At 60.7% G+C, this 12791-nt stretch carries 13 protein-coding genes; 6 read left to right on the top strand and 7 right to left on the bottom strand.

Annotation, left to right across the window (positions count from 1 at the left end; all coding sequences use genetic code 11):
• Positions 1–50 precede the first annotated feature (50 nt).
• Positions 51–458 (bottom strand): hypothetical protein, encoded by a 408-nt coding sequence (locus tag GGQ85_RS01820; RefSeq protein WP_309773096.1) that lies wholly within the window; start codon positions 456–458, stop codon positions 51–53.
• Positions 459–801: 343 nt separating this feature from the next.
• On the opposite strand from GGQ85_RS01820, the gene GGQ85_RS01815 reads away from it, so the two are divergent.
• Positions 802–1758, top strand: a complete 957-nt coding sequence (locus GGQ85_RS01815; RefSeq protein ID WP_309773095.1) for a hypothetical protein — start codon at positions 802–804, stop codon at positions 1756–1758.
• A 203-nt stretch (positions 1759–1961) separates the two neighbouring features.
• Complete coding sequence (locus GGQ85_RS01810; protein WP_309773093.1) at positions 1962–2606, top strand: hypothetical protein; 645 nt, start codon at positions 1962–1964, stop codon at positions 2604–2606.
• A gap of 314 nt (positions 2607–2920) precedes the next feature.
• Here GGQ85_RS01810 and GGQ85_RS01805 read toward each other — a convergent pair whose 3' ends face one another.
• On the bottom strand, positions 2921–3601 hold the full coding sequence (locus GGQ85_RS01805; RefSeq protein ID WP_309773188.1) for a phosphatase PAP2 family protein: 681 nt from the start codon (positions 3599–3601) through the stop codon (positions 2921–2923).
• A gap of 370 nt (positions 3602–3971) precedes the next feature.
• On the opposite strand from GGQ85_RS01805, the gene GGQ85_RS01800 reads away from it, so the two are divergent.
• Positions 3972–4274 (top strand): hypothetical protein, encoded by a 303-nt coding sequence (locus GGQ85_RS01800; RefSeq protein WP_173815970.1) that lies wholly within the window; start codon positions 3972–3974, stop codon positions 4272–4274.
• A 330-nt stretch (positions 4275–4604) separates the two neighbouring features.
• Positions 4605–5183: an HdeD family acid-resistance protein gene (locus GGQ85_RS01795; protein ID WP_309773090.1), complete on the top strand. Its 579-nt coding sequence runs from the start codon at positions 4605–4607 to the stop codon at positions 5181–5183.
• 81 nt (positions 5184–5264) lie between these two features.
• Here the strand turns inward: GGQ85_RS01795 and GGQ85_RS01790 are convergent, their stop codons facing one another.
• The 3 genes from GGQ85_RS01790 to epmA form a co-directional block, all read right to left on the bottom strand.
• Positions 5265–5525, bottom strand: a complete 261-nt coding sequence (locus GGQ85_RS01790; RefSeq protein WP_079446785.1) for a hypothetical protein — start codon at positions 5523–5525, stop codon at positions 5265–5267.
• 102 nt (positions 5526–5627) lie between these two features.
• Entirely contained in the window at positions 5628–6728 is a 1101-nt protein-coding gene (locus GGQ85_RS01785; RefSeq protein ID WP_309773088.1) for a lysine-2,3-aminomutase-like protein, read from the bottom strand.
• Complete coding sequence (gene epmA / locus GGQ85_RS01780) at positions 6725–7768, bottom strand: EF-P lysine aminoacylase EpmA (RefSeq protein ID WP_309773085.1); 1044 nt, start codon at positions 7766–7768, stop codon at positions 6725–6727. Before epmA ends, GGQ85_RS01785 begins: the two co-directional genes overlap by 4 nt.
• 144 nt (positions 7769–7912) lie before the next feature.
• Here epmA and efp point away from each other — a divergent pair, with 144 nt between their 5' ends.
• The gene (gene efp, locus GGQ85_RS01775) at positions 7913–8479 is read left to right on the top strand and encodes an elongation factor P (RefSeq protein WP_079446787.1); all 567 of its coding nucleotides are present in this window, start codon (positions 7913–7915) and stop codon (positions 8477–8479) included.
• Between the two features lie 102 nt (positions 8480–8581).
• On the top strand, positions 8582–9802 hold the full coding sequence (locus GGQ85_RS01770; RefSeq protein WP_309773083.1) for a lytic murein transglycosylase: 1221 nt from the start codon (positions 8582–8584) through the stop codon (positions 9800–9802).
• 45 nt (positions 9803–9847) lie between these two features.
• Here the strand turns inward: GGQ85_RS01770 and recJ are convergent, their stop codons facing one another.
• Both recJ and glpX read right to left on the bottom strand, forming a co-directional pair.
• A complete protein-coding gene (recJ, locus tag GGQ85_RS01765; protein WP_309773082.1) occupies positions 9848–11689 on the bottom strand; it encodes a single-stranded-DNA-specific exonuclease RecJ in 1842 nt (613 codons plus the stop codon).
• A 76-nt stretch (positions 11690–11765) separates the two neighbouring features.
• Positions 11766–12761: a class II fructose-bisphosphatase gene (gene glpX / locus GGQ85_RS01760; RefSeq protein ID WP_309773080.1), complete on the bottom strand. Its 996-nt coding sequence runs from the start codon at positions 12759–12761 to the stop codon at positions 11766–11768.
• Between the last annotated feature and the right edge of the window lie 30 nt (positions 12762–12791).

The raw sequence follows: 12791 nt of genomic DNA, 5'->3' as shown, positions 1-12791 counted from the left end.
TAGACATGACGAACCTCCATCGTTCGCCACCAATGTCGCCGTCCGGACAGTCACATCGGGCAGCGAACATATGGCATTTCCACCGGTACCGGCTCCTTTGAGCTAAGTGTGATCTTGTTTTCTCCGGAGATTTTCACGTCGAACTCCATGTCCGATACCGCGATACCGTCCGAGCACGCCGCAATCACTCGCACATCCCGCCCGTCATCGTGCAATGATTTGATGGTGCATTTTTGAAATGTGCCGGTTATTTGCTTTCCATGAACAATTATACCGCCCGCGTGGAGATCAGCATCTTGCTTGAAAGCAAGCTTGTTATTCTTTTTGGTAAATATGTCACCGCAGGTCGAGGAATCAATCGCCCAAGCTCCGCTCAAATCCGCAGCCTCTGTCGAAGCCGATTGCGCAACGAGCAATACTAACAGCGCTAACAGCACCAACGGGTTGATGGTTCTCATGCAACTCTCCGATCTACTGGTCAGTTGGCTATCCAGCACCCGACGTGACCTTTGCCGATCATCGGAGTGCGATAGCGGACCTTTTCGTTGATCTAAGTCAATAAACTGTAGCGTCATCAGTTTCGCTAGCTGTTGCGGGCCCCAATTGCGCCACCGATGATTGACGCGCGCGTAGCCGTAACCCGCCTCCCCGATTTCGCACTATAGTATGCACAGCATAACTGCATTTCATATGCGCGCGTAGTCTTCCCCCGACAATCATACAGTGAGGCGTGGATGTTGATTTCTGATAGGTTGACAGTTTCTATATGGGATAGGGATCGGCTCCGCTGGACGAGGGACGATGAAAATCACGCTGGACATTTCCAAGCTTGTTGAGGAAGGCAAGCTAACGAGCGAGGAAGCCGAAAAGCTCACGAAGCTCGCTGCACATGATACAATCTCTCTCGGCATCAACATCCTCGTCGGGTTCGCTGTCGTCGCTATTGCGGCGGGTGCCGTCGCGCTGGCGCCTGCGCCATTGACGGCGATTAGCTTCGGGCTCACACTTTTTGTCGCAGGTTGCGCAATTGCACTTAATCGCGTGCAGCATTGGATGATTTTCGGGCAGATTTGCCTTGTCATCGGCGCACTGATGTTAGGCGGCGGCGCTATCGCCTATCGTGCCGACCTCCTTGCCACCATGCTGATTGTCACGTGTGTTTTCTGCCTCGCAGCTATCATCGCTCGCTCCAGCCTCTTGATGGCGCTGGCGGTGCTGGCCGCTTCGGCTTGCCTGGGAGCACGCACGGGTTATAGCCACGCCAGTTATTCGCTAGCTATTTTCGAACCGACGCTCACCGTGGTCGTATTTTCTATGGTGGCCCTGATCGCCTATCGAGCTTCGCGACGTCTGCCAGCCGAATATGCGCGGCTCGCGGTCACAGCCGCGCGAACCTCGCTGCTGTTGATCAATTTCGGCTTCTGGATCGGCTCACTATGGGGCGATCCACTGATGCTGATACGTTCGCTCGCTGCCAAGGACGTATCCTCGACGCTCATGACCAAACCCGTCATTCCGGCCATGGCATTCAGCGTGATGTGGGCGGTGGCGTTGCTCGGTGCTGGATTCTGGGCCGTTCGGGCAAATCGACGCTGGTTGGTCAACCTCGTCGCCGTCTTCAGCGGTATTCATTTCTATACTCAATGGTTTGAGCGACTCGGGGCTACGCCGTTGTCGGTGCTGCTGGGCGGGCTGGTGATGCTGGCAAGCGCCCTCGCGCTTTGGTTGTTTAACCGACGTGTCGCAAATAGTTCGTAGCGGGTTGCGACGCGCCTGAACTGCTTCAGCTAGCTTAAGAAGCGCTCGATGATGTTGTGCTTCTTGTTGAGACTGGCGTCGTAAGATGCCGTTCTTTTCGGTTTCGCTTTGGCGGAATGACGACGGTAGCTTGCACTGCGTCCGAGGGCGAAGTTCCTGGATGGAACACCGTCGCTCTTTCTGGTCTTTTCGAAAATGCTGCGATGAGCAGACAGACCTCCGCAGACGCCGCCAATGGATGCGTGCGCCCCTGTACAAAATGTCGCAGCTCAGTCATACTTGGTAACTGGCTCGAAGGGAGACAACGCAACGTAAGCAATGCAACGTTAGCAACGCAAGGAGGCAACGTGATGAATGAACACGACCGCTCCAATCAGTTGATCGGGGGCATAGCCGTTATCTGCGTGATGTTTTTCGGCAGCATGGCCTTGGTATGGAGCAGTACCGGCCGGCTTACGAGCGAAGCGAAGGCGGCACCCGCCCCTGCACACCAGGCTGCGCCGCACGCCGATGCAACCGCCGGACTTGAACAACGCTTGCTCCTCCTAGAAGCCAAGATGAAGGCTCCGCCAACATCTGATGCTCAGCTCGATGCTAGGATCAAGGGCCTGGAGTCTCAGATCGCGGCCGTACAAACTAAGTTGGGCGCTTTCTCTGCGTCGGATTTCGACACTCTCAAGAGGAAGGTTGCCGAGACGGAAAATCCTGAGTCCATCAAGACGACCGTAGACGCTCTTCAAGCGGACGTAGGAAAGCTGAACACACGTCTCGATCAACTTTCGGAGCACGCTGCTTCTGCGTCTGCTCCGGAGACGAAACACAGTTCGCGGAAGTCGCACTCGAAATAAAACAGACGGGGCGGAGTTTGGCGCCGGGCTGTGACATACGGGAAATCAGGGCAACGGCGCACCTGTCGCTGTGTTGTTCCGTTGGCTTCCCGTGTGTAGCGGCTCGCTTAGGCCAGTGTCACCAAGCGCAGCCATGATGTCGTGAACTGACGGCTCCTGCACGGCTGGAGCCGGCCTAAAGTTTTGCCCAAGCAAAAACTCTATAGCGTTTTCGAGCGAAGTGGATACCGGTTCGCGTGAGGAAAACGCGTCAAAAAAATAGAATTCCGCTTCTGATGCCGCCGGAAGCTGATGCCGCCGGAAGCGGAAGGGCTCTAGGAGTGAAGCATTCGCGCAAACACCTTTCCGAGGGCTTGCAAGCTCGGGAACAGGTCGAACGCTTCGGCCAAAAAAATGAATAAGAGTGCGTGAACAATATACAGACGGCCTTCGAACCACGTGAGCGCGCGTTCAAACAGGCCCTTTGGGTATGGAAGCGTGGCAAAAAGGAAAACGGTCACCGGTCCAAGAATAAACGCCCCAAGAATGTCGCTTGGATAGTGGAGCCCGACAATGATCCGGGGAATCGCGACTATCGCCGCGACCCAAACAAAGCAGAATAGCCCGACCCACCGCTTTTCTACAAAAACCACAGCAGCGAGACTAAAAAACAAGGTCGCTGTGTCGCTCGGAAACGAATTCGTTCGGTCCCATGGTGTTCGCGGAATGACAGTATCCAGAGGAATTGCCAAGTCCAGAATTGGACGTATGTGAACCGCGGTGTGAAACTGTGACCAAACAGAAAGCATTGTCGCCAAACAGACCGCCAGCAGCCCGGCTAGCATACGACCGTGACGCTCCGGCTGATCACCGGAAAACCACAGGGCGACAAGAGAAAAGAACACCGGAAATCCCCTGAAAAGCGAATTGTTCGCGAGGTCCCAGAGGTTGTTGCTTCCTCCACCGAATGCGTTGAGCGTGAGCAGAACTTCTCTATCGAGACCCGTAATTGTCATAGTCAATAATTCATCGCATCAATTGAAACGGTGATCAGAACGAACGCAAAGCTACAATTTCCACGGCCCTGCTATTACGTGCAATCCGCTGCCGGTCAATAAAACAATCACGGTTGGCGGGTCGCTTCTAAACATTCCTTTTCCCCTTCAGTAAGCCTTCTTGCGAACGTTGGAATCGAGGATCACCCGCGTGTTGCTGTGCCTCACCCAGCGCCGTGAATGCTCGTTAACCTTTGATTAACCAGAATCCGTCGACGCTTTCTCAGTCTCAATTCCTTCCTCCGCTGACGAATCGAAATCAGCGGAGGATGGGTTCGGCTCTCGTTCTTTATTGCGGCTAAATGCAGCCGCGCAGAGTGAGGATTTTTTGATGGCTGATAGCGATAGCACCATCGCATGGCACCGCGCTCAATTGAAAAAGCATCGCGAAGCTCTGCGTGACATTGAGGTTCGCCGTTTCCGCTTTGGTGAAACCGCGGATCCGCGAGTGCGCGTCGAGACGCTGCGGATAGCGGCCAACCTACGGCGCAAGCTCACCGTCTCAGAGAAGGTCATCGGCGCTTACGAGAAACTTACACGGCGTCCGCTGACGACAGATTTTCGCAGTCTTGCCAACGTTCAGTGGAGCAATTGGAACAGTGCGCCCTGTAACGGAGAGGGTGTGCAGGTCTGAACGGCGACGTCTTGGTACGGATTGCCTGCCCCGTAAAGCAGGCTGGTTTGACCATGGCACCGTGCCGGTCGGAATTCCGGCTGCTGGTGATGAAGTTGGCATCTGCGTTCTCGGGTATCCCTTTCCAGTGGCGGGGACGAGCCGCGATCTCCGGCAAGTCCGACCATTGCTTCCTGGAGCCATTCCAAAGGTCGCATTGATCAACGCGTCGTGAGATGACGCGAACTTTTGAACCGCGCAGCAGTCGGCATTTTTTGCTGCTTTTGGAGCCGTCGCGCGTTAAGCTGGTGCCCCGAGGGATGCGCGTTTCCGTTTCATGGAGCCCAGCCAATGACGACCCCTTCCCAAGATTTCGAACGCCTTCAGTTGAAAGTGAGCACGGAAGTCCGCGAGCATTGGAAGGCCTTCCTTTTCGAAGGCATCCTGCTCGTGCTTCTGGGGTTGGCTGTCATCGTCGTGCCACCCATGGCGAGCCTCGCCATCACGATCTTTCTCGGTTGGCTGTTTCTCGTTGGCGGCGTCGTCGGACTTGTCGCTACCTTCTGGGCACGGGGGATGCCGGGCTTTTGGTGGTCGTTGCTCTCGGCTGCGCTGTCGATTCTCGTCGGCATCCTGCTGGTGGTGCAGCCCGTACAGGGTATGTTGACGCTGACAATCTTGCTCGGCGCCTACTTCCTCGCCGAGGGTGCCGTCACGATCATGTACGCTCTTGAACATCGCCGCGAACTCTCGCAGCGGTGGGGCTGGCTGCTGACCGCGGGAGTGATGGACCTCATCATAGCTGGCATTATCATCGTCGGCCTCCCGGGATCGGCGGCCTGGGCCATCGGGTTGCTGGTCGGCCTCAATATGATATTCGGCGGTACCACGTTGATTGGAATGGCGCTCGCCATGAGAAATGCGTGTTAGAGCGTTTTGCCTTCTGACAGACGTCAGATGAAGGCGCCAATCCGCAAACCTGATTACGTTACGAAATTCAACCCAGCTGCATCAGCAGCCGCGGCAGATGCTTTTAATCTTGCGTTTGAGGGCAGCATCCGCCGGATCGACCGGTGTCGGGTTCTCCGTGTCCGCCCTCTCCGGCGGCAAGTCGCTCGGGCGCGGCTGGCGATGACCGATCGGCGCGTCGTAACGCGAGGACTTGTCAACGCTTGAACCTGGTGACGACCCGTCCCTCGCTTGATACTGCCCAAGCGCCGCGGGCGCACCGACCAAGACCCCAAAAGCCGCCAACGCGATGATCTTGTTCATTTCGCTGCCTCCAACGTCCGAGATCGGCCTGTCAAGAACGGTTGAGAACGCGCAAACGTTCCGCGATTGATCTGTGACTAAGCCAGCCGGACAAACGAACCTCTACAATACCGGCGGATAAAGGTGAACGCCGCCACAATAGTCGGTAATACGATAACGCAATTTTGGACCATGTTCACCTTCCCCGGATATTAAATCTGAGCGCGATAGATAATCCGGTCCCACAGGCACCTTTCCGTGCCCGCCGGGAATATCGAGAACATAATCCGGCTGACACAAGCCGGACACGCGACCACGTAGCGCACGCATTAAAACCTGGCCTTTTTCCAGGGTGGTTCGCAGATGTGCGGTGCCCGGCGCGAGATCCCCGTGATGCAGATAGTATGGCTTGATGCGGCATTCGACGAAGGCGCGCATCAGCGTCTCCAGCGTTGCTGCGTCATCGTTGACGCCGCGCAGCAGCACCGACTGGCTGACCATGGGAATGCCAGCGTCGACAATCCGCGCGCAGGCCGACCGCGCCGCCGCGGTCAGTTCGCGCGGGTGATTGGCGTGCAGCGCCAGCCATGTCGTGGCGCCGTCCATCCGCAGGGCCGCCGCCATCTCGTCAGTGACCCGAGCGGGATCGGCCACCGGCACGCGCGTATGGACGCGGACGACCCTGACGTGATCGATTGCGGCAAGTTCGCCCATGATTTCGGCCAGCCGCCGCGGCGACAGCATCAGCGGATCGCCGCCGGTCAGGATCACTTCCCAGACTGCCGGATGCGACCGGATGTAATCGAGCGCGCCCGCGGTTGCGGATTTCGATAGCGCCGTTTCCTTGGCAGGTCCCACCATCTCGCGACGGAAGCAGAACCGGCAGTAGACAGCGCAGACGTGAACGAGCTTGAGCAGCACCCGGTCGGGATAACGATGAACGATGCCGTCCACCGGGGAATGGGCGTGATCGCCGATCGGGTCGGCGCGTTCGCCCGGTTGTGCAGCCAATTCATTGGCGCTTGGGAGATATTGCCGCGCGATCGGATCATCGGGATCGGTCGGATCGATCAGGGCGGCGACGTGCGGCGTGATCGCGATCGCATAGCGCGCGGCAACCTTCTCGAGATCGGCCAGCCCTGATGCGGGCGCGAGGCCATGGGCGATCAGGTCTTCCGGCCGCCGTAATGTCGAAACGACGCTCCTGTCGGTCTTGACGCTCATGCATCCTCCGCGGGCGGCGCCCATACTACCTGATCGATTCTCGACGCTCCGCTCGCCAGCATCACCAGCCGATCCAAGCCCAGCGCCACTCCGCCCGCTTCCGGCATTCGGGCCACGGCCGCAAGAAAATCCTCATCCAGCGGATAGCGCTCGCCGTAGCGGCGTTGCTTGTCGTTCATCGCTTGCACGAAACGGATGCGCTGTTCTGCGGCGTCGGTCAATTCGCCAAAGCCGTTCGCAAGCTCAACGCCGCAGGCATAGATCTCGAAACGCTCGGCGACACGGTTGTCGGACGGACTGACGCGCGCGAGCGCGGCTTCCGGCGCGGGATATTCGAATAGCACCGTCAACCGGCCCTGCCCGAGATGGGGCTCGACATGCTCGACGAGCACCTTGCTGAAGATATCCGACCAATTATCGTCGTCCGTGATCCGCACCTTCCCCTGCGCCGCCGCGGCCAGGGCCGGGCGGTCACCCTCGCGGCCGACGACGGTACTCAGGAGGTCGATCCCCGCGAAACGGTCGAACGCGGCAGCGACCGTCAACCGCTCCGGCTCGACGAACGGATCGGCCTGCCGGCCGCGAAATGAAAATCTCGGAATCCCGGTCGCTTGCGCCGCAATGGCGATCACGGCGATACAGTCGGCTATGACGACGTCATAGGAACTGCCAGCGCGATACCACTCCAGCATGGTGAATTCGGGTAGATGCAGCACGCCATGCTCGCGATCCCGAAACGCCCGCGCGAACTCCACGATCTTCTGTTCACCGGCCGCCAGCAGCTTTTTGCAGGCGAATTCCGGGGAAGTGCGCAAGTGGCGCGCGACTTGGTCGCCGCCCGGTATCATCAGCGTGGTGCTGAGCGCGTGAAGGTGGGTTTCGTTGCCCGGCGACACCTGCAAAACGCCGGTTTCGACCTCGACGAACCCCTGCGTGTCGAACCAGGCCCGCAGCGCCTTCGTCACGGTCCTGCGCGCTTCCAGAAACGGCCTCCGGTCCGCGTGCCTTGCCCGGTCCCACCAGGGTGAAATCCGATTCATCCATCCTCAGCAATCGACCGGAATTAGCCGCAACCCACTGGCGCGAGCGAACCAAATCAGTATGTTGCGGCCCGAAGCCGCCTCAACGGCCGCAGGACGCCCCCGTCCGGACCGGTCTCGAGCCAAACCTTAGGAAATCCAGCCGTGAGAGTTATCGCCAGTTCTATTCGCAAGGGCAACGTCATCGAGCAAGACGGCAAGCTCTACGTGGTCCTCACCGCGGAGAACATCCACCCCGGCAAGGGAACCCCGGTCAGCCAAATCGAGATGCGGCGGATCAGCGACGGCGTGAAAATTTCCGAGCGCTACAAGACCACAGACCAGGTCGAACGCGCCACCATCGAGGATCACAACTTCACGTTCCTCTATGAAGACGCCGACGGCTTCCACTTCATGAATGCGGAGACCTACGATCAGGTTCAGGTGCCTAAGGAGGTCGTGGGCAACGCCGCGCCCTACCTGCAGGAAAACATGGTGGTGAAACTGTCCCTGCACGACATGGTGCCGGTGGCGATCACGCTACCGCAGCGGGTGACGCTCGAAGTGGTCGACACCGAGCCGGTCACCAAGGGGCAGACCGCCTCCTCATCCTACAAGCCCGCGGTGCTGTCGAACGGCGTCCGCACCGGCGTGCCGCCCCATGTCGGCGTCGGCACGCGGATCGTGGTCATGACCGAGGACGGCTCTTACGTCGAGCGCGCCAAGGACTGACAACCTAACAAGCACTGATCCCGAAGGCTGTCCGAGGAGTCGAGGTTCCCGCAACGCAATGAGGCTTTGCTGCGGGGTGCTTCCCTCCGTTATGCTCGTTGCATGACAATCCTCGATTCTCACATCCGGCTCAGCCGGCGCAGCGCGCTGCAATGCCTTGGAGCGTTGGCAGCGCTTGCGCCCTTCCCCGCTCTTGCCGCCCCGCCTCAGGGCTTCGAGCCATGGCGCGACGGCTTTCGCGCCCGCGCGCTGGCAAAGGGCATCTCAGACGCGACTTGGAGCCGCTGCATGGGCCGGATCGAGCCGGACATGAGCGTGTTCAAGCAGATGCGCAACCAGCCGGAGTTCCACGAAAAGACCTGGCAATACATCAACCGTCGCGTCTCGGACTGGCGGATCACCGCGGGCAAGGAGGCGCTTCGGAAGAACGAGGCACTGTTCGCGCGGATCGAACACGATTTCGGCGTCGAGCGCGGCACACTGCTGGCACTGTGGGGGGTTGAATCCGCGTTCGGCGATCCGCTGGTTCAGAAGAACCACATGCGCCCGGTGTTTCCTTCACTGGCAGCGCTCGCCTGGAATGAACCACGACGGCGCAGCTATTGGGAAACCGAACTGATCAATGCATTGCGCATCGTGAACAAGGGTTGGAGCACGCCCGAAGAGATGCGCGGCTCATGGGCCGGCGCGATGGGACACACCCAATGGATGCCCGAGGTCTGGCTCAACGTCGGCATGGACTACGATCACGACGGCCGGGTCTCGCCATTTGGAAAACCCGACGACGCGCTGGGCTCGACCGCGCGCTATCTGGTCAACCGTGGGAAATATCATCGCGGCGAACATTGGGGTTATGAGGTGCGCGCACCCGGCGGCGCGAGCGGCAGCCGCAGTTATGCCGCGTGGGCGGCGGCCGGCGTGCAACGCGCCGACGGCAAGGCGTTTCCGCAGCCGAATGCATCGGCCAAACTCTGGATCCCGGAACCGGGCGGCCCGGTGTTCCTGCTTGGGCCGAATTTCTACGCGGTTCGCAGCTATAATCCGTCGATGAACTATGCATTGGCAATTTGCCATCTCGGCGATCGCATTCTCGGGGCGTCGCCTTTCCTTCATCCATTCCCCGGTTCGGAACGTGCGCTCACGCTCGCGGAAGTGCAGGAAGTGCAGACGCGCCTGACCAAAGCCGGATTCGATACCGGCGGCACCGACGGCCGCGTCGGCAACGACACCATGAAGGCAGTGAAGGATTTTCAGACCCGCGTCGGATTGCCGACCGACGGCTATGCCGGACTCGAGGTGCTTGGACGACTGCGCGCACAATAACCTGGCACCTTGCCTTCCAACGATTGCGGTCAGCGCAACAATCGATCAGCGAATAACCGCTGGCCCGGGATCGGGCGTCGCCACATCCACCACGCGCAACTGCACACGCTCCGCGCCCTGCCAGCGGTCCACTGCCAGCGATCCCGCGACATGCAACGGCTGCCCCCGCATTTGCGCCAGCGCGTTGCCGAGCGGCTGGCCGACCGCGCGAAACGCGATGCCGTTCACGATAGCCCCGTCTCCGGATTTGAATCGCAACCGAAGATGCGCCTGCCCGACCTCGTCGGCATGGATCAACTGGTGCGACGGCAACGCCACCACCGGCTCGGGGTTGCCCGCGCCGAACGGTCCCGCGCGATTGAGCGTCGCCACGAACTCGGGCGTCGCCGCCCGCGCGCTGACCGCGCCATCAATGAAAAGCTCGCGGACATGGCGCGACCGCGCGACATCGGCGGCCAGCGCTGTTTCCATGTAGGCGCGGAATTCCGCGAGCCGTTCTTTCCGCAGCGTGACGCCGGCCGCCATGGCGTGGCCGCCGCCCTTGAGCAGAACGCCGTCTGCCACGGCCCCCCGTACCGCCCTGCCGAGATCGACGCCGCCGATGGAACGGCCCGATCCGGTCCCGATGCCGCCGGGCTCCAGCGCGACAACGAAAGCGGGCCGCGAGAATTTGTCCTTGAGCCGCGACGCGACGAGACCGACCACGCCCGGATGCCAGCCCTCGGACGCCGTGACGATGACAGATCCTTTGTCCTCGAGACCAAGCGAGGCCAGCGCCTCGGCTTCGGCCTGCGCTTCGGCCGCCTGCTCGATCACGCGGCGCTCGGTATTGAGGCGATCGAGTTCGGCGGCGATCCGCGCAGCTTCCGAGACATCGCCTTCCAGCAGCAGCCGCACGCCGAGATCGGCGCGTCCGATGCGGCCTCCGGCATTGATGCGCGGTCCCAGCATGAAACCGAGATGCCAGGCTTCCGGCGGACCGTTCAGCCGCGCCACGTCCATCAGCGCGGTATGGCCGACATGATCGCGGCGGCGCAGCGCGATCAACCCCTTCGCGACGAAGGCACGGTTAAGGCCGGTCAGCGGCGCGACGTCGGCGACCGTGCCGAGCGCGACATGATGCAGCATGTTCAGGAGATCCGGCTCCGGCCGCTCGTCACCCCAGAAGCCGCGCTGGCGCAGCTCGCGGTTCAACGCGACCAGCGTCACCAATACGAGACCGACGGCGGCGAGATGTCCGAGCCCGGAAAGATCGTCCGGCCGGTTCGGATTCACCAGCGCCTCGACCTCGGGCAGGTCGTCGCCACATTGGTGATGGTCGATTACGACGACCGACATGCCCCGCTGTCTTGCGACCGCCAGCGGCTCGATGCTCGTGGTGCCGCAGTCCACGGTCACCAGCAACGTCGCGCCCCTGCCCGCGAGCGTGTCGATCGCATCGACGTTCGGACCATAGCCTTCGAAAATGCGGTCCGGGATATGGATCAGCGGATCGAGGCCGCAATGTCGCAGATGCCAGGCGAGAAGCGCCGCAGAGGTCGCGCCGTCGACGTCGTAATCGCCGAAGATCGCAACCTTCTCGCCGCGCATCGCGGCATCTGCGAGCCGCTTGGCGGCCGCCTCCATTTGCGTCACGGTGAATGGATCGGGCATCAGCCGGCGGATGGTGGGATCGAGAAAATCCTCAACGGCATCGATTTCGACGCCACGTCCGGCGATCACCCGCGCCAGCATTTCCGGTAGCCGATGGCGCTGAGTGATCGCCAGTGCGCGCGCCGTGCCGCGCGGATCGAGGCGGTCACGCCACAGACGGCCGGTCGCCGAATGCGACACACCGAGAAAGGCATCAGGCGCTTCGATCGGCAACGCGGAGGCTGGCAAGGTCATGTTGTCGTCCGTGCCTTGCGATATCCGTATAAAGCCAACAACGTCGCCGGCCTTATCGCGGGCCTTGGGGTCTGGTTCAATCCAGGTCGAACTTATCTATCTTGCGATGTTCGGCCTTGATGCGACGCATGGTCTCGGTCGCGGACCGCATCACCACCGTTTCGGTCTCGATCCTGTTCTTGCGGAACCGGACACCCGACAGCAGCGAGCCCGTCGTCACGCCTGTAGCGGCAAACAGGCAATCGCCTTTCACCATATCCTCGATCTCGTATTTCTTTCTCGGATCCTTGATCCCCATTTTCAGGGTACGCTCGCGGAGCACCTCGCTGTCGATAATGAGACGGGTCTGCATCTGGCCGCCGATGCAGCGGAGCGCCGCTGCCGAAAGCACGCCTTCCGGCGCGCCGCCGCTACCGAGATAAATGTCGATTCCCGTTCGCGGCTCCGCGGTGTGAATGACGCCGGTGACGTCCCCGTCGCTGATAAGGCTCACCGCGGCGCCGAGTTTGCGAAGCGCGGCGATCTTCGCCGCATGGCGCGGCCGGTCAAGCAGGATGGCAGTGATGTCAGTCGGCTTGACGCCCTTGGCCTTGGCCAGATTGATGATGTTTTCTTCGACCGGCGCGTCGAGATCCACCGTGCCCTTCGGATAGCCGGGACCGATCGCGATCTTGTCCATGTAGCAGTCCGGTGCGTGAAGCAGCGTGCCGCTTTCGGCCATCGCGATGGTGGCGATTGCGCCCGGCATGTTCTTGGCGCACAGCACAGTCCCCTCGAGCGGATCGACGGCGATATCGACCTGGGGGCCGCGTGTGTTGCCGACTTTCTCACCGATGAACAGCATCGGCGCCTCGTCGATCTCGCCCTCGCCGATCACGACCGTGCCGTTGATCGGCAATTTGTTGAGTTCGCGTCGCATCGCATCGACCGCAGCCTGATCGGACGCCTTTTCCATGCCGCGCCCGCGCAGCCGCGCCGCCGACACCGCCGCCCGCTCCGTCACGCGCGCGATCTCGAGCGTCAGGAGGCGCTCGCGCACCTGCTCCGGCGGGACGGAATTCTGTGTCGGCATCGTCTCAACTCCCTCGGGCAGCGTGGAGGC

It is taken from the genome of Nitrobacter vulgaris (assembly GCF_031453995.1).
Taxonomy (GTDB): Bacteria; Pseudomonadota; Alphaproteobacteria; order Rhizobiales; family Xanthobacteraceae; genus Nitrobacter; species Nitrobacter vulgaris.
Note: the sequence above shows the minus strand (reverse complement) of the source record. Positions and strands in the feature narration are given on the sequence as shown.